Source organism: Sciscionella marina DSM 45152 (assembly GCF_000379465.1).
GTDB classification, from domain to species: Bacteria; Actinomycetota; Actinomycetes; order Mycobacteriales; family Pseudonocardiaceae; genus Sciscionella; species Sciscionella marina.
The window spans coordinates 13,621-34,133 of sequence record NZ_KB905425.1 but is presented as its reverse complement, the minus strand read 5'-3'; the positions used below and the strand labels follow the sequence as shown (position 1 = coordinate 34,133).

Genomic DNA, 20,513 nt, shown 5'->3' with positions numbered 1-20,513 from the left:
ACCGCCGCGAGGAGTTCCGCGCCTCCAAGATCATGCTCGAACGCGCCCGCGCGAACGAGAAGATCAAGTGGCGCACCAACGCCGTCGTCACCGAGGTCGTCGGCGACACCGCGGTTACTGGACTGAAGCTCCAAGACACGGTCACCGGTGCCGAGTCCGAGCTTCCGGTCAGCGGCATGTTCGTCGCGATCGGGCACGACCCCCGCAGCGAACTGGTCCGCGACCAACTCGACGTCGACGACGAAAAATACGTCCTCGTGCAGCAACCCACCACGCACACCGACATCCCGGGTGTCTTCGCCGCGGGCGACCTAGTGGACAAGACCTACCGCCAGGCCGTCACCGCGGCCGGCTCCGGTTGTGCGGCAGCCATCGATGCCGAACGCTGGCTCGCCGAACACGAAGCGACCAGCGCCGCGCGCGTTGCGTCCGAACACACAGGCGGCGGATACGCAGCCGAGGTCGGAGCTGCCGCGCGCTGACCTCCCACCTCGCGTGGCTCTGCCCCGGCAGGAAATCATCCGTGACGGGCAGGGCCACGATTTGTCTATTCGGCTATCGCTGTGCGTCCCGCCAAGAAAGAGGTTCGGCTGCGCGTGGATAACTCGTTCGTATCGAGCGCCTGCCGCACCTGCGTGACCATCGGCGCAGTGTTTGGGCAATTCGGCACGGTGAGAACTTAAACGTCAATGCTTCCAGGATTGTCGATCGGCTCCACGGCCAGTCGAGAGGCGGGTGGTGTAGCGAGGCACGCCTACGCAGGCACCTGGCGTTGTGCGGGGGCCGTTGTAGTTGGGGCGGTCGGCTCGGCCATGTGGGTGCGGGTGCGGCCAGCGCGTACTCCGTTGGCGATGACGAACACCTCCGCGACCTCGTGAACTAGGACTACTGCGGCCAGCCCGAGGATTCCGAGCAGAGCCAGCGGTATCAGTACGGTGATGATTGCCAGGGACAGCCCCACGTTTTGCAGCATGATGCGTCGGGATCGGCGTGCGTGGGTGAGGGCTTGGGGTAGGTGGCGCAAGTCCTCTCCCATGAGGGCCACGTCGGCGGTTTCGATGGCCACGTCGGTGCCCATCGCGCCCATCGCGATGCCGAGGTCGGCGGTGGCCAGGGCTGGGGCGTCGTTGACGCCGTCGCCGACCATCGCCGTCGATCGTTGCCGACGGAGTTGTTCGACGTGGCGGGCCTTGTCTTCTGGGCGCAGCTCGGCGTGTACGGCGTCGATGCCGACCTCGGCTGCCAACGCGTTGGCAGTGCGGGTGTTGTCTCCGGTGAGCATCGCGACGTGGTAGCCCGCGCGGCGCAAGTTCGCGACGACCTCGACTGCTTCGGGACGCAGCTCGTCGCGCACCGCGATCGCGCCGAGGGTGTGCCCGTCGCGTTCGACCAGCACCGCGGTCGCTCCGGCATGTTGCATACGCTCCACCTCAGCGGCCAGCGGACCGGCCTGCAGCCAGCCGGGACGGCCCAGCCGGACGGACTGCCCGTCGAGGCGGCCTGTGAGTCCGGCCCCGGTCACCGCTTCCACGTCCGTGGCTGGGGTGGGGTCGTCGGCGGCGGCGAGGATCGCGCGGGCCAACGGGTGTTCGGAGCGGGATTCCAGTGCGGCGGCCACCGACAGCACCTGCTCGCGGGGGATGCCGGGAGCGTTGGCGACCTCGATGACGGCGGGCTGGTTCGCGGTCAGTGTGCCGGTCTTGTCCAGTGCGATGCCCTTGATGCGGCCGAGGGCTTCGAGCGCGGCACCGCCCTTGACCAGGACGCCGAGCTTGCTGGCCGCGCCGATGGCGGCGACCACGGTGACCGGCACGGCGATGGCCAGTGCGCAAGGCGAGGCCGCGACCAGGATGACGAGGGCACGCTCGATCCAAGTGGCGGGGTCACCGAGCACGCTGCCGAGTACCGCGATGAGAATGGCGGCGATCATGATGCCGGGCACCAGCGGTTGAGCGATGCGGTCCGCCAGCCGCTGGGCGGCGCCCTTGCGGGTCTGCTCGGCCTCCACGATGCCCACGATTCGGGCCAGCGAGTTGTCTTCGGCGGTCGCGGTGACCTCGACCTCTAGCACGCCGGTGCCGTTGATCGCTCCGGCAAACACGTCCTGCCCGGGGCCGGCCTCGACCGGCACCGACTCGCCGGTGATCGCCGAGAGATCCAGGGCGGTGCGGCCGGTGTGGATCACCCCATCGGTGGCGACCCGCTCACCGGGCTTGACCACCATCCGGTCGCCGAGGCGCAGCTCGCTGGGCGCGACGGTCGTCTCGGCGCCGTCTCGGAGGACGGTCGCCTCGTCCGGGACCAGGGCCAGCAGGGCGCGCAGGCCGCGGCGGGTGCGGGCCAGGGAGTACTCCTCCAGGCCCTCACTGATGGAGAACAGGAAGGCCAGCATCGCAGCTTCGCCGACCTCGCCGAGGATCACCGCGCCGACGGCAGCGATGGTCATCAGCGTGCCGACCCCGATCTTGCCCTTGGCCACGCGCGTGAGCGTGGACGGGACGAACGTCCACGCGCCCAGGGCCAGCGCCACTACCTCGAAGCCGAGTTCGACAGGCCGGGCGGCGTCCAGCCAGCCAGCAACCAGCGCGGCCAGCAGGAGCACGCCGGAGGCGGCGGCGAAACGCAGCTCGACGACCTGCCAGAGCCGTTCCGGCTCGTGTTCCTCGCCTTCGTTGTCGCTGCGGGGCTCGTCGTGGCCGCAGCCGCACGCGTCGCTCACTGCGCCACCTCCTCAGAGCTCGCAGCCGGGATGGCGTCGGCGCCGTAGTTCGGACACAGCGCCACCGCGTTGCCGGTCGCGGCAAGCAGCGTCTCGGCCGAGGCGAGCAGGTCCATCAGCTCCGGGCGCGTGAGCGCGTAGAAAACCTGCCGCCCCTGCGCGCGCCCCTCGACCAGACCACAGTCACGCAGGCAAGCCACGTGTGCCGACACCGTCGACTGCGCCAGCTCCAGCTCGCCGACCAGGTCTGCGACCCGTGCCTCGCCGGTGGCCAGCCGCTGCACGATCGCCAACCGGGTCGCATCCGAGAGGCTGTGGAACAGCGCCACCGCCGCACCCAGGCCCGACCCCGTCGCACTCGACGCAAGGCACTCATCCATGCTATTCATCGCCATAAGACGATGATAACCGGAAAGTGACGATGAATCGAGGGTGTGGCGATGTTGATGAACCGCGTGGAGACCGCCCTGGTGAACTCCCCGCCCCGCCGATGGCTCCAGCACTACGAAACGCGGCTGCTCGCAGAGCTGGGCGGGCGCACTCCCGGGGCGCAGGTGACCGAGATCGGCTGTGGTCCCGGCTACGGCACCCGGCTCATCCTCGACCGATTCGGCGCCGCCCACGTCGATGCCGTGGACCTCGACCCCGCGATGATCACCCGCGCCCAGCGGCGACTGCGCCGCCACGCCGGCCGCGCCCGGCTCGCCCAGGGCAGTGCCACCGACCTCCGCACCGCCTTCCGCACCTTCGCCGGGGGCCAAGACGCCAGCTACGACGCGGTTTTCGACTTCGCGATCATCCACCACATCCCCAACTGGCGTGACGCGCTCGCCGAGATCGCACGTGTGCTCACCCCAGGTGGCCGGTTCTACTTCGACGAGGTCACCGCGACCGCGCTTGCCCGCCCGTCCTACCGGCTTCTCCTTGACCACCCCACCGAGGACCGATTTACCGCCGGGGAGTTCCTAGCCGAGCTACCCCGTCACGGCCTCGCCGTCGGCGAGCGGTGGCGCACCCGCATCGGCGGGGACTACCTGCTCGGCGTCGCCACCCGCAACACCGCCTGATACATCCCGGCCCAGCTCATTCCACCGCCGCCAACGCTGCTCCGGGCTGGCGGTGCTGGCGGATGTGGCGGGTAAGGGTGCGGGCTCGTGTCGAGCCGATGCTGAGCTTCCGGCGAAGCGTGTCGGCTGAGATCGGGCGCTGGTAGAGGTTCCAATGTTCAGCATCGAGCCGGCACGCCTCCTCGCGCAGCGGATCATCATCCTCATCGTGTGGTACCTCTGAGTCAGCGTCGGCGCTGTTGGTGCTGTGACCAGGCGAGTTGTTCACGACCGTGCGCAACGCTGGCACATCGGTTGGCCCCGCGGGAGCCTCCAGTGTCTGGTTGGCCTCACCCCGGTTCGTCGAGTGCGGCTGCACTGATCCGGCCTCCCCGGGCACGGGAATGGTCCCACTCGTTGTATCGGCGCGGCGCCGCTTGAGCGCCTGGTTGAGCAGTTCGACCGACAGCAGCAGCGCCAGCGGTGGGCAGGCGGCCACGGCGATGGAGAAGGCGTTCAGCTCGGGCGCGGAGGCGATGTTGGCGCACAGCGACAACCCGATGCCGAGGGCGAACGACAACCATGCCTTCCACTGCCCGGTGGCGCGATGACGGTGGCCGGTCTTCCACAGTTCGATGGTGGCCATCGTCAGGAGGCCGTCAACGATGAGTGGCCAGAGCGTGGCGGTGGTCTCGTCGGCACCGAAGCGCAGGGCGAACTCACGGCCGTGCCGGTAGGAGACGTAGGCGGCGCCCACGGCCACCAGGAGCGTGCACGCGCACTGCAGATGCAGTGATCGATCGGGGGCCAGGCTCGGTGCGGATGGCGTGTTGTTCATCGGACACCATCCGCCCGAAGCTGTCCCTGGTTGTCGCGCATGGTGACGCCGCGCTCGTGCAGGCGTTGGCGGACTGTGCCTGCGGCGACGTCCATACGGGCGGCGATCCGAGCCAGGGACCACCCCTGGTTGTAGAGCCGAACGGCGTCATCGATCTGCTCCTCGGACAGGCCGCGGCGGCGCATAGGAACACCGCGGCGATGCAGGATCGCACTGACGGTGCGGCGCTCGATGCCGAACTGATCACCCAGCTCATAGACGGTGGAACCGGATCGGTAGCCCTCGATCAGTTGCTGCACTTGATCACCGGTGAGCTGCCGGGCACGACCCGGTCGTTGTCGCTTTGGTGTCGATGGGGCGGGCACATCTAGGTCAGGCAGCCTCTGCCGGAGCGTTTCCAGTGCGATGACCTGGTCTTTTGTGTTCGAGTAAGCTCCCCCAACCTCCACCCCGAATCGTCACCCACCGCAGGCCACCTGGCCTGCGGTCTTTTCGTGTTTCGTCACAGGTGGCCGACTGTCCCTTGTGAACTGTTCAATGTTCAACTGGAGCAAAAGTGGAGCAGTTGATCTTGAGGGGGTCAAATGGGGTCACGATCCTGGAGCAGGATTGGGTGCTCCAGTCGGGTGATTCTGTCCGGACGGATGGGCTTCTCTGGGATCGGCTGTGACGTGCGCGCATAGCCGCTTCGGGGCTTGGTCCGGGGGTGGGGAGTGGTGTGGTGGTGGCGTCGTTGAGTGCTGTTGCGTGCCGTTGTGGGCAGGGGGCTTGAGGCGGGATTTGGCGGGTTCGCGGGTCCGGTAACTGCGCAGGACGGCCATCGAACGGCAGTCGGCTGCGGTGAACGGCGTCGTGTGACTCGCTAGTGCATGATCTTTTCGGCGACCCGTCGCGCTGGTCTGTTCACCGGGTGGCGGTGATCATGGTGATTGATGTTCCACCAGCGGTTCTCAATGTCCTTGTCGAACTGTCGGACCGGACCTCGCAGGGGATTAGGTCAACGCTGCCCAGACACGGCATCGAGCGCGTTCTCGATTTGTCGATCTGAGCTCTCCGCGCCTTTGCTGGCCCAGTGTAGTTTCCCTGTTTCGCCTCTGATGGAAGCCGGCATGTCGGCCGCGATCGGTCCCCTGTCGCGGCCGCTCATGTCGAATGAGCTGAGATATGTCGTGCCTGTGCGATCTCGTTGCAGCATCGAGTCGCGCGCCGTTATGTGCCGATCCGCTGCAAAAATTGACGCAGGTGAGCCATAGTCGGTGAGCTACTCCGCTTACGCGGTGTTGTTGTGAGTTGGAGTGGGCGTTGGTTACCGGCGCCCCACTTCTCAAATGCTTCTTTCTTTGCTTTGCCTCGAAAGAGTGTCACTCCCGCGGCATCTTTGCTTATTCTTGGTACAAGAGTCCCCACGGAGGAGAGTCCACATGGGTCGTGTCATGGCGACTTGTCGTGGGAAGGGGAATCAATTGCTGCCCGATAACCGGCGAGGTTTACAGGCTGCGGACTTTTAATCCGTAGGTTCTGGGTTCGAGCCCCAGGCGGCCCACTCGCGAACACCGGGTTTGAACTGGTCTTTCTTCGTTTTTATGATCATCTTTGCTGGTGTGAACGGCCGCGTGGTGCTCCGTGGGTGCTCGATTTCACTGGTGTGCTGGACGGGTCAGGCGATTGGTCCGGAGTGGACAGTGGTCGGCGGTGTTGATCGGCGTTGAGTGGCCCGCCTGGCCTGGCTACAGATAGTGATCCCGCGGTATTGGGTGTCTGGTCGGGCAAGTTACGGACGGTATGAAACTTTCGTATCCTCGCGAGTCACGCTTGCGGCCTCGGACTGTGGGCCTGTCGAGGTCGTGTGCGGGACTGTTGATGTGGCGATCAGGGAAGCAAAGTTGCGTTGTCGCAGGCTGATGGGCTTGCGCTTTCCTGGCGCGTGACGGCTTGGGGTGCTGTCGGTCATATTGTGCAGCGGGTTCGGAGATGAAGGTCAACGCTGCTATTGAGCTCGTCATGACGTTGCTGTGAATGACTCCAGCGGTGTCAGCTGCGAGCCTGGGCTCTCGCGACAGGGCAGTACTGGGTGTCGCGCTGAGGCGACTGTCGCCAACCTGGACCTTGGGGGAGTTTATTACAACACGAAGGACCAGGTCAGTGCATTAGAGAGCCTCTTGAAGAAGCTGCCGAAGGTGTCGGAGCCGCAGTCTGTTGATATGGCGCGATCTCGTCCGAGGCGCGCGCGGCAGCTTGATGTGGGGTGTCAGCGGGATTTGGTTGAAGGCTATTTGGCCGGGGCGACGGTGTACCAGCTGGCCGAGAAATTCGGGATCAGTCGAGCGACGGTGAGCGCGATCCTGCACCGGCAGGAGGTGCCGATGCGGCGTCAGGGTTTGGCTGTCGAGCAGGTCGATGATGCCGTGTACCTGTATGAGCAGGGCTGGTCGCTGGTCCGCATCGGAGAACGGCATGGGGTAGATCCTGAGACCGTACGGCAGCGGCTTCGTGCGCGCGGCGTCGTGATGCGTGATCCGCAGGGGAATCTCCGTACGACAGTCGATACCACGCGCTCCTCCGGCGAACGTGAGGAGGCTCTGGGGTGAGGTCTCTCGCAAGGCGCACGATCGGACAATGCCCGACGGCAATCGGGGGCCAGAGCAGCTGCGTACACAAGCTAGTCAGCACGCTGTCCGATGGGGCTGCTGAAGGGATCTGTGACATCTGAGATTGCTTGCTGATGTGCAGGCTGAAAGGATGTTGCTGTGCCCAAGCCCTACCCGCGCGAGTTTCGTGAGGATGTTGTCCGGGTCGCCCGCAACCGCGAGTCGGGCGTGACGATCGAGCAGGTCGCCAGTGACTTTGGGGTCCATCCGATGACGTTGGGAGAAGTGGCTGCGTCAGGCTGACGTCGGGGACGAGGTTAAGCCTGGCGTCACGACGAACGCGGCGCAAGAGCTTCGGGAGCTCAAGCGTCGCANACCGCCGCGAGGAGTTCCGTGCCTCCAAGATCATGCTGGAACGCGCCCGCGCGAACGAGAAGATCAAGTGGCGCACCAATGCCGTGGTCACCGAAGTCGTCGGCGACACCGCGGTCACCGGGTTGAAGCTGCAGGACACCGTCACCGGTGCCGAATCCGAGCTTCCGGTCAGCGGCATGTTCGTCGCGATCGGACACGACCCCCGCAGCGAACTGGTCCGCGACCAACTCGACGTCGACGACGAGAAGTACGTGCTCGTGCAACAGCCCACCACGCACACCGGAATCCCCGGGGTCTTCGCTGCTGGTGACTTGGTGGACAAGAGCTACCGCCAGGCGGTCACTGCGGCCGGTTCCGGTTGTGCGGCGGCCATCGACGCCGAACGCTGGCTCGCCGAACACGAGGCGACAAGCGCCGCGCACATCGCGCCCGAGCACACAGGCGGCGGATACGCCGCCGAGGTCGAAGCCGTTGCGCGCTGACCTCGTAGCTAAACCGTGCCCTTACCCGCGCATCGTTCATGTGGGTAAGGGCCACGGTGTCTATTCCACCATTGACAGCGTTCCTGACTATGCCTCGATTAGCTGCGTGGATTTGCCGAATCAGTGCGGGGGCGTTCGGCGCGGAACGACGGAACTCCTGCTACGGCCGCGAGCAATGCGAGTGCGGCGAAGGTGGCGAGTGCGGTGGGGAAGCCGGTGGGCAGGAGAACGGCTTGGAAGGCGAGGCTGCCGATGCCCATGCCGACGAAGAGGGTGCAGACGTTGAGTCCCATGGCCTGGCCGCGGTGTCCGGGTAGATCGGTGACGATGCCGGCCAGCGGTGGTTGGGTCATGTCGTAGCCCAGGGACAGGGCGATGATGCCGGCTTGCGCGGCGGCCAGCGCGGGTTCGGTAGCCAGGAGTGCGGCGCAGCCGGCGGCGACGGTGAGTCCGAGGGGGATGATGCGGGCTCGGCCGTAGCGGTCGGCGAGGTGTCCGATGATCGGGCCGAGGAGCAGTCCGGGGATGCCATAGCCGAGCAGGGTCAAGCCGATGTGGGTTTCGTCGAGGCCGAAGTGCTGGTGCAGGTAGACGCCGAGCCAGGTGTAGACGCCCGAGTGCAGCACGGCATTGATCAGCACGTAGCCGTAGGTACGTCGACCGCGCTGGGTGCGCATGAGGGCGGCGAATCCGGCTGCCACCTGGCGGGCCGGGGGTGGCGCGGATGGGCGGGGTGTGGCTGGGATGAGGCGCGTGCCGAGCACCAGCAGGACGAGCCCGGCTGCGGCCACGCCCAGGAATAGGCCGCGCCAGCCGACGAGGGGTTCGGCCAGTGCGCCTCCGGCGGCGCCGAGGGCCATTCCGCCAGCCATTCCGCCGAACAGCCACCCCAAGGCTCGGCCGCGGCTCTTGTAGGGCACGAGGTCGCCGATGAGGGCAAGTCCGATGGGGACGACGCCGCTGGCGCCGAGTGCTGTGGCCAGCCGCAGCAGAATGAACCACGGCGCAGTGGTGGCCAGCGCGGTAGTGGCGGTCAGGACGGTGAATGCGGCCAGTGAGGTGAGGATGACCGGGCGGCGTCCCCACCGGTCGGAGAGCGGTCCCCACAGCAGCACCATGGCTCCGTAGGGCACGAGGTAGGCAGGCACGGCCAGGCCGATCAGGTCTGGCGTGGTGTGCAAGTCCCGCGCGAGAGCCGGGAGCACCGGCGCGACCATGAAGATCTGCGCGAAGATCACGAATGCGGCGGTAGTCAGCAGAGCCAACATGCCCCGTGGCGCGGTGGACTCGGTGGGCACAATCTCCCCTTTCCGGACGGGTTGTTCTGGGTGTGCGCTGGTGGGTGTCGTGAGCGACGGACGAGCCGGGGCCACGCGGGGATACGGGGCTGAGCTGAATTTAAGCGGCGCCGAAACCCCGACGGCTGCCGAGCATCGGCTCGACCAGCCGAGTCGGCTCGGCGTCACCCCGCACCAGCGTGGGCGGAGCCGGAAAGCCGGTCATGAGTGCACTTCCTCGCGCGTTGACTGCTCTGCAGCGACGGGGCGTCCGACGCTGTTGATGGCGTCGGTGAGCAGCTTTGGGCGAGTACCAAGGGAGTTGAGGAAGATTGTGGTGACCGAGGCGACCATGGCCAGCATTGCCCAGATCGGGGAGACGAGGCCGGTGGTGGCGATGGGGATGCCGATGCCGTTGAAGGTGAACGCCAAGGCGACGTTGCCGCGGGTGCGCCCGTAGGAGTGGGCGCTGATCTCCCGAGCATCGAGGATCGTGGTGACCTCGTCGCGGAGCAGCACGATGTCGGCGGATTCCACGGCGATGTCGGTGCCCCCGCCGGCGGCGATGCCGACGTCGGCCTGCATCAGGGCGGGGGCGTCGTTGATGCCGTCGCCGGCCATCGCGACCCGGGTGCCGTCGGCCTGCAGCTCGCGCACGATGGCGGCCTTGCCCTCTGGACGCACCCCTGCACGGACCTGTTCGATGCCGAGCTGGTTGGCGACGTGTCGGGCGGCGCGCTCGTTGTCCCCGGTGACCAACACCGGTTCCATGCCGCGCTCGCGCATGGCCGTCACCGCCTCGGCGGCGTCCGGGCGCGGCTCGTCGCCCAAAGCGATCACTCCGGCAGCGCGCTGGTCCACGCTCACCGCGATGACCGTGTGCCCGGCGGATTCGAGTCGATCGATCCGACCCGTCCACTCCGCTAGATCAATACCTGCCTCGGTCAGCAGGCTGGGGCGTCCGGCCAGCACGGCATGGCCGTCTACGGTGGCCTGCACGCCACCGCCGGTGATGGACTCGAATCCGCTCGCCTCGCCGAGCGCGACGCCACGCTGCTGCGCGGCCTCCACGATCGCTCGGGCGAGGGGGTGTTCGGAGTCGCTTTCGGCCCCGGCGACCAGCGCCAGCAGCCGATCGGTTTCACCGCTGGTGGCCTCGACCGTCCGCACGGTGGGTTTGCCTCGGGTGAGCGTGCCGGTTTTGTCGAGCACGATGCGGCGGACCAGCCGGAAGGTTTGGAATGCCTCGCCGGTGCGCATGACGATGCCGCGGTCGGCGGCGGCGCCGGTGCCGCGCACGATGGCCAGCGGCGCGGCGATGCCGACCGCGCAGGGATAGCCCATCACCAGCACCGACAGGGCGGCGAACACCGCGTGGCGGACGTCAACGACCCCTGTCAGCAGCCAGCTTCCGGCCAGCCACACCAGCAGAGAGGCACCGGAAATGGACAGCACGGTGGGGGTGTAGACCCGCAGCACGCGGTCGACCAGGTGCAGGATGCCGGGCTTGAGTGCGCGGGAGTCCTCGACGTGCCGGATGACCTGAGACAGGAACCCTTCGGCGCCGGTGGCGGTGACCTCGATGACGAGGCTGCCGGTTCCGTTGATCGCCCCGCCGACGACCTCGCCACCCGGGCCGCGCTCTGCCGGCACCGGCTCTCCGGTGACCAGGGAGAAGTCCACCGCGGAGTGGCCGGAGACGATCCGACCGTCCAGAGGGATGCGCTCACCGGGCCGCACCCGGATGCGCTGGCCCACCCTGACGTCCTCGACCGGGACCTCGGTCTCGCTACCGTCGTCCGCCTGCACGCGGGCCAGGTCGGGTTGTAGGTCCAGCAGCTTCTTGATCGCTTGGCTGGAGCGGGTTTTGACCAGCAGCGATAGCCATTCGGAGAAGATGTGGTAGGTGGCCACCACGACCGCGACGGTGAAGAACTCCTCCGTCGGATAGCCGGGCAACAGGCCGGTCAGTCCGATAGCCCCGCCGATCAGGCCCGCGAACGCGGCGGATTCCTGCAGCACGTGCTGGTTGAGGATGCCGCGCCGCAGCGACTGGTAGGCCATCCGCAAGATATGCAGCGCGACGCCGAACACGGTGGCCACCGCCAGCCCGGCGGTGATCCACCCGGTGACCGGCGACTCCAGCAGCCCGCTGGTACGCCCAGCCAGCGCCAGGCCACCAGGTCCCATCACCGCCAGCGCCGAGCCAGCCGCCAGCGCGGTGCCGGAGCGCCGGGCCACGGCGAACACCAGCGCGAACGCCGCGACCAGCAGTGCCCCGCAGAGGATGTTCCACCAGCCCTCGGCGATCTGCGTCATCGCCACCAGGGACAGACCGAGCGCAACGAACAGGCGCTTGCCCTCGCGTACCAGATCACGCTCTTCGTCCTCGAAGGTGCGCAGCTTGCGCGGGTCATACAGGGCATAGCCGACATCACGCAGGTTGCCCAGAATCCGCTCCGGCGTGATGCGCTCGGCCTCGTAGTCGACCAGCACCTGCTCATGGGTCAGGCTCACCGCCACCTGTCCCACCCCGTCCAGCCGACCCAGGGTCTTTTCGATCGTGCCGGTGCACAACGAGCAGTGCAGACCTGCGACCTTCGCGCGAATCCGCCGATGCCCTGAATGCGGACTCGGCTCGGACTCCCACAAGCGCGTGCGTTGCTCGGTGGCCGTCGTCATGCCGAGGCCCCCTCGATGACGTCGTAGCCAGCGCCGGTGATGCGCTCGACCAGCACCTGCCGGCCGGGCCACGCCGAACCCACGCGGACCTCGACCCGGCCGGTCGTGTGGTCGGCGGCGACTTCGCGCACACCCTCGACCCGGCGCAGCACCGCGTCGATGCGCTCGGCACAGCCGCCGCACGCCATGCCCGTTACCTGCAACACGATGGTCTCCATCGCCAGCTCCGCTCCCTTGTGAACTGCGGTTTTCTGGTTACGAGGCCACGCTAGAACCTTGCCCTTAGGGTAAGGTCAAGGACGAGCTGGCGACGAAGGAGACCGTGATGGGCCTGACCGTGGGTGCTGCGGCTGAGGCCGCGGGAGTCAGTGCGAAAGCCGTGCGGCTGTGGGAGTCCAAAGGACTTCTTCCACCTGCCGAACGCACCGAAGCTGGTTATCGCCAGTTCAGTGACGCCGATGTCGGTGTCTTGCGGTTTATCCGCCAGGCCAAGACGCTCGGGCTCCAGTTGTCGGAGATCAAGGACATTCTCGATCTGCAACGCGACGGCGCCACACCGTGCGAGCGGGTCACCGAACTCCTCGATGGCCGCATCGCCGAGATCGACCGCACCCTCGCCGACCTCCGCGCCCTGCGTCGCTCGTTGACCTCCGCGCGTCGTGCCGCCCGGGACAGTCAGCGCCGCGGTGAGCACGCCGTCGTCTGCCAGATCATCGAACACTCCCCCGACGCAGGCGAGTAAGGCAGCAGAGGCAGACACCACCGCGTGAGCGAAGGGCAGAACAGAAGCCATTCAAGCAAGCCGGTAGCACCCGCTGCCCGGCCGAAGCGGAGGCCGCTACTCTGAGAAGTCAGGACGACAGCGGATGATGAGGATACTGGTTACGCTCTCCATCGCACACGCTCTCTCCTCACTGGGGCGCAGCGGGTCGAATGAGATTCGGTAACTCACCGCAATCCCGCAGCTCATTCGACTGCCAGCACCGCTCGTAAGTTAGCGGTGCGTGCGCGAACTACCCACTATTTGCGGCGCCGGTGGCGCGTGAGTGCGATGGCGATCGCGGCGACGAGGACGAGTCCGGCTGCGGTGAGGAACAGAGGGTTGTTCAGCACTGTGCCGAGTGCGCCGAGGGTCCCGCTAGCGGTCAAGGCGATGACGAGAAGCGGGAGTCCGCAGCAGAGCGCGGCGAGCACGAGACCGACCATGCCTGCCCAGCCTGCAGTCGGCTGAGACTGCTTGTCTGGGGGCTGCTGTTCTTCGTGTGGTGGCTTGTGCGAGGCGCTCATGGTGAGTCCTCCTCGTCGGGCTTGGTGTCGATGCGGTCGCACGTGGCCAAGGCTGCGTGGTTGTCGGCGGCCAGCGAGCGGGCGAGTCTGACGAGTTCGGCCACGCGCGGGTCGGTGACGCGGTAGTAGCACCAGCGGCCCTGGCGGCGGGCCTGCACATAGCCGCAGTCGGCGAGACACGCCAGGTGGGTGGACACACGGCCTTGGGACAGACCCACGTGAGCTACGCAGTCGCTGACCGAGTGTTCGGTGTCGAGCAGGTACTCCAGGAGTCGTAGCCGGGTGGGGTCGCCGAGCGCACGGAAGAACTTTGCCACGGTGCCCGCCTCGTCGTGCCCGCCGAGCAGTGCTGCGGCTGAGAGGGAGTTTGTCGTCTGGCTCATCGGCAACCCTCCTGTCGCCCGGCACATATCCGCGAATCAGGATACGATGAGACCATCGTACATCCGTGAACCCGAATATAACGCTAGGGACGGAGGGCCTGTCATGAAAGTCGATCTGGCGATCGTGGGCTCCGGGGGTGCGGCATTCGCGGCGGCCATCGCCGCGCGGCGGCAGGACTATTCGGTGGTCATGGCCGAAGGCGGCACCGTCGGTGGGACGTGTGTGAACACGGGATGCGTGCCGTCCAAGGCGTTGCTGGCTGCGGCGGAGGCGCGGCATGTGGCGTTGTCGGCGGAGAAGTTTCCGGGCATCCGGGCGAGTGCTGACGAGGTTGCCTTCACCGAGCTGATCGCCGGTAAGGCGGGCTTGGTGGCAGACATGCAGGCGGAGAAGTACACCGGGCTGGCCGCGGAGTACGGCTGGGACATCTTGTCGGGCCAGGCCCGATTCGTCGATGGCCCGGCGCTAGAGGTGGAGCTGCATGACGGTGGTACCGAGCGGGTAGTAGCTGAGCACTATCTCGTCGCGACCGGCTCGGCGCCGTGGGCACCACCGGTCGACGGCTTCGACGAGGTCAACTATCTGACCTCGACCACGGCGATGGAACTCAAGGCGTTGCCGGAATCGATGCTGGTCGTGGGCGGGAACTACGTGGGCCTGGAGCAGGCGCAGCTGTTCGCTCGCCTGGGAGTGCGGGTCGAGGTGGTCGAAATGCTGGACCGGCTGGCCCCGGCCGAGGAGCCCGAGATTTCTGATGCGCTCGCGCAGGTGTTCGCTGACGAGGGCATTGGGATGTACACCGGTGCGACGCTGTCCCGGGTGCGCCGCGACAACGGCCAGGTCGTCGCCGAGGTGCGCAGCAGCGACGGGCAAGTCCGGGAGGTACGAGCCGACGAGGTGTTGGTGGCCACCGGCCGCAAACCGGTCACTGCGGGGCTGGGCCTCGACACGGTGGGGGTGCAACTGGGCGACCGCGGCGAGGTCGTGGTGGATGACGGCCTGCGCACCAGCCATCCTCGGATCTGGGCCGCCGGGGATGTCACGGGGCACCCGCAGTTTGTTTACGTGGCCGGCGCCCACGGTGCGGTTGTGGTCGACAACGCCTTTGGCGACGCGAGGCGGACGCTGGATTACCACCACCTGCCGCGGGTGACCTTCACCAGTCCCTCGATTGCCGCCGCCGGGCTCACCGACGCCCAAGCCAACGAGCAGGGTTACGACTGCGAATGCCGGGTGCTGCCGCTGGAGCACGTTCCTCGCGCGCTGGTCAACCGCGATACCCGCGGGCTGGTCAAGCTGGTGGCCGAACGGGGCAGCGGGCGCCTGCTGGGTGCGCATGCGCTCGCCGACGGCGCCGGCGATGTCATTGCCACCGCCGTGTACGCGCTGCACAACCGGATGACGGTGCAAGAGATGGGCGAGCTGTGGTGTCCGTATCTGACCATGGCCGAAGCATTGAAGCTCGCTGCGCAGACCTTCACCCGCGACGTGTCCAAGCTCTCCTGCTGTGCCTCCTGACGCACCAGCTGCTTTCCCAGGGATGCTGATGACTGCTGACATACCTTCACTCGCCGGAAAACTCAGCGACGCACTGACCTCAGCGTTGCCCTGGATCTGGCAACCGCTGCTGCGGCTGCTGGCCCAGGGACAACCGGTCACCATTGAGCAGCTGGCTTCGGCTGCCGGCCGACCTGGGGACGAGGTGCGCCAGGTTCTGGCGGAGCTGCCGGATACCGAATACGACGAGCAGGGGCGCATCGTCGGCTACGGCTTGAGCCAACGCCCCACGCAGCACCGGTTCACCGTCGAGGGCCGCGAGCTCTATACCTGGTGCGCCTTGGACACGTTGATCTTTCCCGTTGCTCTCGGCAGCAGCGCTGAGGTCGAGTCCCCGTGTCATGCCACGGGAACACCGGTGCGCCTGACGGTCCAGCCCGACGGAGTTGCCGCTGTCGACCCGCCTACTGCCGTGGTCTCGATCGTCACCCCACAGCAATGCACCTCGGTGCGGTCGGCCTTCTGCAACGAGGTCCACTTCTTCGTCTCACCCGAAGCCGCGCGACAGTGGCGGTCGGAGCACCCCGGCGGCACCGTCCTGCCGGTGGTCGAGGCCGACGTGGCGGCCCGCGAGATCGCTCGGCAGCGGCTCAGCCAGCCTGGCTGCTGTTAGCCGCCACGTAGCAAGCCGGTCTCGATGGATGGCCCGGCGGTTCCGCTGGGCCGGACGTGCGAACCGGATGGGAAGGGAGGATTCAGGCTATGGGCAGGTTCGCTGCCATTGTTGAAGATGCCGCCGTGAGTGCCGTGGCCGGTTACCTGGGCACCAAAGCGATGGAACCAGTCAGTATGAAGCTCTACGAGCGAGAATCCGAGCAGCATCGTGCCCAAGAGGACGAGGCCCGCCCAGGTCCGCCGTTCCAAGTGGCCGCGGAGAAAACCGCGAAGCTGCTCGGTGTCAAGTTCACCGAGCAGCAACTGCAGCAAGCCTCGATGGCTTTCCACTATGGACTTGCGATTTCCTGGGCACCCGTCTACGGGCTGCTGCGCCGTCGCGGGCACCTATCTCCGGTGCCAGCTGGGCTGACCATGGGGTCGACCATGAGCCTGATCGCCGACGAGATGATGACACCACTGCTGGGCTTCTCCGCCCCCAATCGCGCCTATCCGCTGGTGACGCACGTACGCGGCTACGTCGCGCATCTGGCCTTCGGCTTCGCCGTGGCAGGTGTGACCGAGACCGCGTGGTGCCTGCGCGGCAGGCGCCCGTGACAGGTCGGCGGTGGACCCCGTAGGAACTGGTAATGCGGTGAGCAAGGCGGCATGTGAGGAGACTTGCTGGTGACGACCGACTTCGACGTGATCGTGATTGGTGCGGGACCTGGAGGGGAGACGGCTGCCTCGCGACTGTTGTCCGGTGGACGTCGTGTGGCCGTGGTCGAACGCGAACTGATCGGTGGGGAATGTGCCTACTGGGCATGCATTCCCTCCAAAACACTGCTGCGACCACCCGAGGCGCGCGCCGAAGCAGGACATGCCGCAGGACTTTCCACACCGGAGCAAGATTGGGCAGCCATCCGCGACTACCGCGACTACATGATCCGGCATCTCGATGACGCCGCCCAGATCACCGGCTACCAGAACCAGGGAGCCACGGTCTTCAAGGATTCCGCTCGGATCGCCGGACGCGATCCGTGGCGAGTCCAAATCGGTGATGAACACTTCACCACCGAGCACGTCGTGCTCGCGACCGGGTCTGAACCTGCCCGTCCGCCGATCGATGGCCTCGATGACGTTCCAGTGTGGACCAACCGCGAGGCAACGACGCTGCGCGAGATTCCCGATCGTGTTGTCATGATCGGTGCCAGTGCCGTGGGGGTAGAACTGGGACAGTTCCTGGCCCGCATGGGCGCCAACGTCACGCTCGTCCAGCGTGGTCCCCAAGTACTCGATCGCGAAGACCCTCGTGTCGGAGAGCTGGTCGCGACACAACTCGGCAAGGACGGCATCGACATCCGACTCGACTGTCAAGCCACCGCCGCGCGGCGCGAGGGCTCGGACACCATAGTTGAACTCGACGACGGCACCACCGTTCGTACGGACGTCATCGTGCTCGGCGCTGGCCGCCGGCCCCGTACGAGCGGGCTCGGCCTCGATAGCGCAGGAATTGAGACCAATCAACACGGTGGGCTGGACATCGGCGAGCACTGCCAGGTTGCCGACGGCCTTTGGGCACTCGGCGACCTGACCGGGATCGCCCTGTTCACCCACGTGGCCCAGTACCAGGCACGGGTGGTGGCCGACACGATCCTGGGCAGGACTCGCAGTGCCGACTACACGGCCATCCCCCGGGTGGTGTTTGCCCAGCCCGAGATTGCCGCCGTCGGTCTCACTGCTGATCAAGCCCGCCAGCGCGGCTTCGATGTCGTCACCACGGAACTCGACCTCACGGCAGTCCTGGCGCGCCCATGGACCTACGAGCAGGACCCGCAAGGCAGCCTCGGGCTCGTCGCCGATCGTGCCCACCGCGTTCTCGTCGGTGCCTGGGCCGTGGCGCCGCAGGCCGGCGAGTGGATTCACGAAGCCGCGCTGGCCATCCGTGCCCGTATTCCGATCAGCACGCTGCTCGACGGCATCGCGCAATTCCCTACCTACAGCGAGGCATATCTCAAAGCCCTGGAACAACTGGACATCTGAGTGCGCTGGCGTCGGTTGGTGGCGTCAGGTCGGGTGGGGATGGCGTGCGGGTTGACGCGATCGGTGCAGGGCGGCGTTGATCAGGCCGATGTGGGTAAACGCTTGGGGAGTGTTGCCCAGGTGCATACCCGTCGTGGGGTCGAGTTCTTCGGAGAACAGGCCCAGGTATCCAGCGTGCTGGCACAGTCCCTCGAAGATGTCGCGGGCCTCGGTGGTGCGTCCTGCCAGTGCGAGCGCGGAGACGAGCCACAAGCTGCAGAGGGTGAAAGTGCCTTCCCCGCCGGGAAGGCCGTCGCTGTCGGTCGGCGGGTACCTCCACAGTAGACCGGGTGTGCGAGCTGTCGGCGGTGTGAGTTCGTCGACGACCGCGTCGATAGTGGCCACCATCTCCGCAGTGTTGCCTTCGATGAACCCGATCGAGGACAGCGTGAGCAAGGCCGCGTCGGTCGTCGGCTCGCCGTAGGCGCGCATGAACGCGCCATCGTCGCGGACCCCGTTGCGGAAAATGTCGTTGCGCAGTGCGGTGGCTTCCTGCTGCCACCGGTCGGTGTCACCGTCGAGGCCATATCGACGGGCCAACCGGATGCCGCGGTCGAGCGCGACCCAGGCTTGGGCCTTCGAGTGTACGAAGTGGCGGGGGTGGTCGCGGACCTCCCATATGCCGTGATCCGGGTGCGGCCAGTTGTCGGCGACGAAGTCGACCAATCGCCGAAACACCGGCCAGCGTTGCCGCATCACGTCGTCGGCCATGACCTCGCAGATGGCCAGACAATCCAGGAGTTCTCCGTAGGTATCCAGTTGGAGCTGCCCCTCGGCGGCGTTGCCGACCCGTACGGGCCGGGAGCCTCGGTAACCCTCGACGTGGCCGATCTCCCGCTCAGTGAGTTCGGTAGAGCCGTCGACGCTGTACAGGGGCTTGAGCGGCAGTGCCGCTCGATGGGTGGTTCGGCACAGCCACCGGGCGTATGCGTGGGCTTCGTGGCGGCATCCCAAGGCATACAGGCTGTTGAGGGTGAACCCGGCATCGCGAAGCCACGTGCATCGGTAATCCCAGTTGCGCACCCCGCCGACTTCTTCCGGCAGCGAGGTCGTGCCCGCAGCGATCACCGCACCGGTCGGTGCGTAGGTAAGCAGCTTGAGCATGATCGCACTACGCACCACCAGATCGCGCCGTGGACCGTCAAAAACCAGTCCGCTGCTCCAGTTCTGCCATGCCGCTTCGGTCGCCGCCACGAGGTCTTTCGCCGATGCCTCCGCGGCTGTTGGCCCGTGGTCGTGCCCCAGCGGCGCGCAGAAGGTGTCGTCGGCACCGGGAGGTGCTTCTCCGCGGCAAGTTTCGGCCACCCGAACCCGCAATCCGGTTTGCTCGTCGGCGGCGACCGTGAACCGCCCGGCGAGACCATGGTCGTGAACCTCAATGCTCCCTGGGACGTGGACCCGCAGCTCGTGCGCGCCTGCTGCGACAGCGACGTCATCGCGTCCTCTCTCGGCCACCCAGTCGTTGCGGCCGAACTCGGGGCGCGGCTCGAACGCGAACGCCAGCGCGACTTGCCCGTGCAGACCTTCCACGTTCCACACCAGTTGCTGGCCATCCAGCGGCTGCGGCCACGCCATCCCGACACGTACCCGTACGGCTCCAGTCGGCGTAGCCCACTCGTAAACGACCACGGCGGTATCCGGCTCGTAGCGCATGTGCGCTTCAGAGGATTCTTCGGGGGCAAGGGCTAGCCGCCCGCCCCGGACGGTGTCGAGCAGCGGCCAGACCACCGGGTCGGCGTCGAACCGCGACGGGCACCACCACGCGACCTCCCCGCCCGGAGATAACAGAGCCAGAGAGTGCCCATCGCCGACGGCAGCCAGCGACTCCAACAGTGGATACGTCCTCATACCCCGAACCTCACACCGCACCGGGAAACATTCGCGTAGGCGAATACAGCACACCGTCAACCTAACTGACACGTCCGCGCGCGCAACTCCTGCTGCGCAGTCCGCAGGAATGCTGCCCGGGAGGCAAGGTTTGATCGTGCGCACCTGTGCGCTTGTTGCCGTTCGTCCGGCGCACGCGAACCTTCTGCTCCTGGCGTCCCGCATTGGGCGGACGGCCGACGTTGATCCTCCCGATGGTGATGCTAGTCTGACATTCGCCTATCCGAATACATGGAAGCGTGGAGTTGACATGACCCGACCGGGGAAGCCAGCAGCGCTGTTGCCTGCGGAAGACGACGGAGTGGCCGTGGTGGCGAAGTTCTTTCGCGCCCTGGGCGATCCGATGCGGCTGCGGCTGCTGGAGCTCCTGGTGGATGGCGAGCACACCGTCTCCGAATGCGTTGAGCACATCGGCCTGTCCCAGGGCCGGGTCTCCAGTCATCTGGCGTGCCTGGCCGACTGCGGGTACGTGGTGCTGCGCCGCGAGGGACGCTTCGCGTACTACCGGGTGAGCGATCCGCGGGTCGCCGACCTCGTACTGGCGGCCCGCGCGTTGGCCGCGGACAACGCGGCCGCCCTGGCCAACTGTATGCGCATCGATGACGCCCCGTGACCGGGCGCATCTGGGCAGGGGCAGTCCCTTTTCATCTTCCGAGGAGAGAACTGTGTCGCATCCTTCAACAACGACACCGTGGTACCTGCGGCCAGCGTCCGT

The 20,513-nt window shown here is 66.8% G+C and carries 21 protein-coding genes, 1 tRNA gene and 1 pseudogene; 13 read left to right on the top strand and 10 right to left on the bottom strand.

Features of this window, described 5'->3' with window-relative positions; all coding sequences use genetic code 11:
• Positions 1-482: FAD-dependent oxidoreductase (locus A37U_RS54145; protein WP_040589437.1), on the top strand; the 482-nt coding region annotated here is incomplete at its 5' end.
• Positions 483-754: 272 nt separating this feature from the next.
• On the opposite strand, the gene A37U_RS0133175 is transcribed toward A37U_RS54145, so the two are convergent.
• Together A37U_RS0133175 and A37U_RS0133170 are read right to left on the bottom strand one after the other, a co-directional pair.
• Positions 755-2,719: a heavy metal translocating P-type ATPase gene (locus A37U_RS0133175; RefSeq protein WP_020500974.1), complete on the bottom strand. Its 1,965-nt coding sequence runs from the start codon at positions 2,717-2,719 to the stop codon at positions 755-757.
• The gene (locus A37U_RS0133170) at positions 2,716-3,114 is read right to left on the bottom strand and encodes an ArsR/SmtB family transcription factor (RefSeq protein WP_020500973.1); all 399 of its coding nucleotides are present in this window, start codon (positions 3,112-3,114) and stop codon (positions 2,716-2,718) included. The genes A37U_RS0133175 and A37U_RS0133170 overlap by 4 nt, the downstream gene beginning before the upstream one ends.
• A gap of 45 nt (positions 3,115-3,159) precedes the next feature.
• On the opposite strand from A37U_RS0133170, the gene A37U_RS0133165 reads away from it, so the two are divergent.
• A complete protein-coding gene (locus tag A37U_RS0133165) occupies positions 3,160-3,786 on the top strand; it encodes a class I SAM-dependent methyltransferase (protein WP_040589495.1) in 627 nt (208 codons plus the stop codon).
• A gap of 16 nt (positions 3,787-3,802) precedes the next feature.
• On the opposite strand, the gene A37U_RS0133160 is transcribed toward A37U_RS0133165, so the two are convergent.
• Together A37U_RS0133160 and A37U_RS0133155 are read right to left on the bottom strand one after the other, a co-directional pair.
• On the bottom strand, positions 3,803-4,603 hold the full coding sequence (locus A37U_RS0133160) for a DUF2637 domain-containing protein (protein WP_020500971.1): 801 nt from the start codon (positions 4,601-4,603) through the stop codon (positions 3,803-3,805).
• On the bottom strand, positions 4,600-4,902 hold the full coding sequence (locus A37U_RS0133155; protein ID WP_020500970.1) for a sigma-70 family RNA polymerase sigma factor: 303 nt from the start codon (positions 4,900-4,902) through the stop codon (positions 4,600-4,602). Before A37U_RS0133155 ends, A37U_RS0133160 begins: the two co-directional genes overlap by 4 nt.
• Positions 4,903-5,468: 566 nt before the next feature.
• Between A37U_RS0133155 and A37U_RS52145 the strand changes: the two genes are divergently transcribed.
• The 5 genes and pseudogenes from A37U_RS52145 to A37U_RS46650 form a co-directional block, all read left to right on the top strand.
• The gene (locus tag A37U_RS52145) at positions 5,469-5,651 is read left to right on the top strand and encodes a hypothetical protein (protein WP_157183184.1); all 183 of its coding nucleotides are present in this window, start codon (positions 5,469-5,471) and stop codon (positions 5,649-5,651) included.
• A 419-nt stretch (positions 5,652-6,070) separates the two neighbouring features.
• Positions 6,071-6,146 (top strand) — tRNA-Lys (locus A37U_RS52140).
• Between the two features lie 616 nt (positions 6,147-6,762).
• A complete protein-coding gene (locus tag A37U_RS46660; RefSeq protein WP_240437762.1) occupies positions 6,763-7,191 on the top strand; it encodes a helix-turn-helix domain-containing protein in 429 nt (142 codons plus the stop codon).
• Positions 7,192-7,350: 159 nt separating this feature from the next.
• Positions 7,351-7,494, top strand: a complete 144-nt coding sequence (locus A37U_RS52755) for a hypothetical protein (RefSeq protein WP_020500071.1) — start codon at positions 7,351-7,353, stop codon at positions 7,492-7,494.
• 56 nt (positions 7,495-7,550) lie between these two features.
• Positions 7,551-8,048, top strand: a pseudogene (locus A37U_RS46650) (FAD-dependent oxidoreductase); the annotation flags it as partial.
• 98 nt (positions 8,049-8,146) lie between these two features.
• Here A37U_RS46650 and A37U_RS0133130 read toward each other — a convergent pair.
• The 3 genes from A37U_RS0133130 to A37U_RS0133115 form a co-directional block, all read right to left on the bottom strand.
• A complete protein-coding gene (locus A37U_RS0133130) occupies positions 8,147-9,346 on the bottom strand; it encodes an MFS transporter (RefSeq protein WP_276143251.1) in 1,200 nt (399 codons plus the stop codon).
• 201 nt (positions 9,347-9,547) lie between these two features.
• Entirely contained in the window at positions 9,548-12,007 is a 2,460-nt protein-coding gene (locus tag A37U_RS0133120; RefSeq protein WP_020500964.1) for a heavy metal translocating P-type ATPase, read from the bottom strand.
• Positions 12,004-12,225 (bottom strand): heavy-metal-associated domain-containing protein, encoded by a 222-nt coding sequence (locus A37U_RS0133115; RefSeq protein WP_020500963.1) that lies wholly within the window; start codon positions 12,223-12,225, stop codon positions 12,004-12,006. The genes A37U_RS0133120 and A37U_RS0133115 overlap by 4 nt, the downstream gene beginning before the upstream one ends.
• A 107-nt stretch (positions 12,226-12,332) precedes the next feature.
• On the opposite strand from A37U_RS0133115, the gene A37U_RS0133110 reads away from it, so the two are divergent.
• Entirely contained in the window at positions 12,333-12,749 is a 417-nt protein-coding gene (locus tag A37U_RS0133110; protein ID WP_020500962.1) for a MerR family transcriptional regulator, read from the top strand.
• 278 nt (positions 12,750-13,027) lie between these two features.
• Here the strand turns inward: A37U_RS0133110 and A37U_RS46645 are convergent, their stop codons facing one another.
• Entirely contained in the window at positions 13,028-13,294 is a 267-nt protein-coding gene (locus A37U_RS46645) for a hypothetical protein (RefSeq protein ID WP_157183183.1), read from the bottom strand.
• A complete protein-coding gene (locus tag A37U_RS0133100) occupies positions 13,291-13,677 on the bottom strand; it encodes an ArsR/SmtB family transcription factor (protein ID WP_020500960.1) in 387 nt (128 codons plus the stop codon). Before A37U_RS0133100 ends, A37U_RS46645 begins: the two co-directional genes overlap by 4 nt.
• Positions 13,678-13,780: 103 nt before the next feature.
• Between A37U_RS0133100 and merA the strand changes: the two genes are divergently transcribed.
• The 4 genes from merA to A37U_RS0133080 all read left to right on the top strand — a co-directional run bounded on the left by merA (position 13,781) and on the right by A37U_RS0133080 (position 17,872).
• Positions 13,781-15,196 (top strand): mercury(II) reductase, encoded by a 1,416-nt coding sequence (merA, locus tag A37U_RS0133095; RefSeq protein WP_020500959.1) that lies wholly within the window; start codon positions 13,781-13,783, stop codon positions 15,194-15,196.
• A gap of 22 nt (positions 15,197-15,218) precedes the next feature.
• Complete coding sequence (gene merB / locus A37U_RS0133090) at positions 15,219-15,848, top strand: organomercurial lyase MerB (protein ID WP_205623084.1); 630 nt, start codon at positions 15,219-15,221, stop codon at positions 15,846-15,848.
• Positions 15,849-15,937: 89 nt separating this feature from the next.
• Positions 15,938-16,447 carry a hypothetical protein gene (locus A37U_RS0133085; RefSeq protein ID WP_020500957.1) on the top strand — a complete coding sequence of 170 codons (510 nt, stop codon included), beginning with the start codon at positions 15,938-15,940 and terminating at the stop codon, positions 16,445-16,447.
• 69 nt (positions 16,448-16,516) lie between these two features.
• Positions 16,517-17,872, top strand: a complete 1,356-nt coding sequence (locus A37U_RS0133080) for a dihydrolipoyl dehydrogenase family protein (RefSeq protein ID WP_026197864.1) — start codon at positions 16,517-16,519, stop codon at positions 17,870-17,872.
• Between the two features lie 24 nt (positions 17,873-17,896).
• Here the strand turns inward: A37U_RS0133080 and A37U_RS0133075 are convergent, their stop codons facing one another.
• Complete coding sequence (locus tag A37U_RS0133075; RefSeq protein ID WP_169526979.1) at positions 17,897-19,741, bottom strand: glycoside hydrolase family 15 protein; 1,845 nt, start codon at positions 19,739-19,741, stop codon at positions 17,897-17,899.
• A 307-nt stretch (positions 19,742-20,048) separates the two neighbouring features.
• On the opposite strand from A37U_RS0133075, the gene A37U_RS0133070 reads away from it, so the two are divergent.
• Positions 20,049-20,411 (top strand): ArsR/SmtB family transcription factor, encoded by a 363-nt coding sequence (locus A37U_RS0133070; RefSeq protein ID WP_026197862.1) that lies wholly within the window; start codon positions 20,049-20,051, stop codon positions 20,409-20,411.
• Positions 20,412-20,513 lie beyond the last annotated feature (102 nt).

What these genes read in the sequence shown, in the direction of transcription:
- A37U_RS0133170 (WP_020500973.1), bottom strand. Translation starts at nt 3,114, where the DNA reads ATGGCGATGAATAGCATGGATGAGTGCCTTGCGTCGAGTGCGACGGGG.
- A37U_RS0133165 (WP_040589495.1), top strand. Translation starts at nt 3,160, where the DNA reads ATGTTGATGAACCGCGTGGAGACCGCCCTGGTGAACTCCCCGCCCCGC.
- A37U_RS0133160 (WP_020500971.1), bottom strand. Translation starts at nt 4,603, where the DNA reads ATGAACAACACGCCATCCGCACCGAGCCTGGCCCCCGATCGATCACTG.
- A37U_RS0133120 (WP_020500964.1), bottom strand. Translation starts at nt 12,007, where the DNA reads ATGACGACGGCCACCGAGCAACGCACGCGCTTGTGGGAGTCCGAGCCG.
- A37U_RS0133115 (WP_020500963.1), bottom strand. Translation starts at nt 12,225, where the DNA reads ATGGAGACCATCGTGTTGCAGGTAACGGGCATGGCGTGCGGCGGCTGT.
- A37U_RS0133110 (WP_020500962.1), top strand. Translation starts at nt 12,333, where the DNA reads ATGGGCCTGACCGTGGGTGCTGCGGCTGAGGCCGCGGGAGTCAGTGCG.
- A37U_RS46645 (WP_157183183.1), bottom strand. Translation starts at nt 13,294, where the DNA reads ATGAGCGCCTCGCACAAGCCACCACACGAAGAACAGCAGCCCCCAGAC.
- A37U_RS0133100 (WP_020500960.1), bottom strand. Translation starts at nt 13,677, where the DNA reads ATGAGCCAGACGACAAACTCCCTCTCAGCCGCAGCACTGCTCGGCGGG.
- merA (WP_020500959.1), top strand. Translation starts at nt 13,781, where the DNA reads ATGAAAGTCGATCTGGCGATCGTGGGCTCCGGGGGTGCGGCATTCGCG.
- merB (WP_205623084.1), top strand. Translation starts at nt 15,219, where the DNA reads ATGCTGATGACTGCTGACATACCTTCACTCGCCGGAAAACTCAGCGAC.
- A37U_RS0133085 (WP_020500957.1), top strand. Translation starts at nt 15,938, where the DNA reads ATGGGCAGGTTCGCTGCCATTGTTGAAGATGCCGCCGTGAGTGCCGTG.
- A37U_RS0133070 (WP_026197862.1), top strand. Translation starts at nt 20,049, where the DNA reads ATGACCCGACCGGGGAAGCCAGCAGCGCTGTTGCCTGCGGAAGACGAC.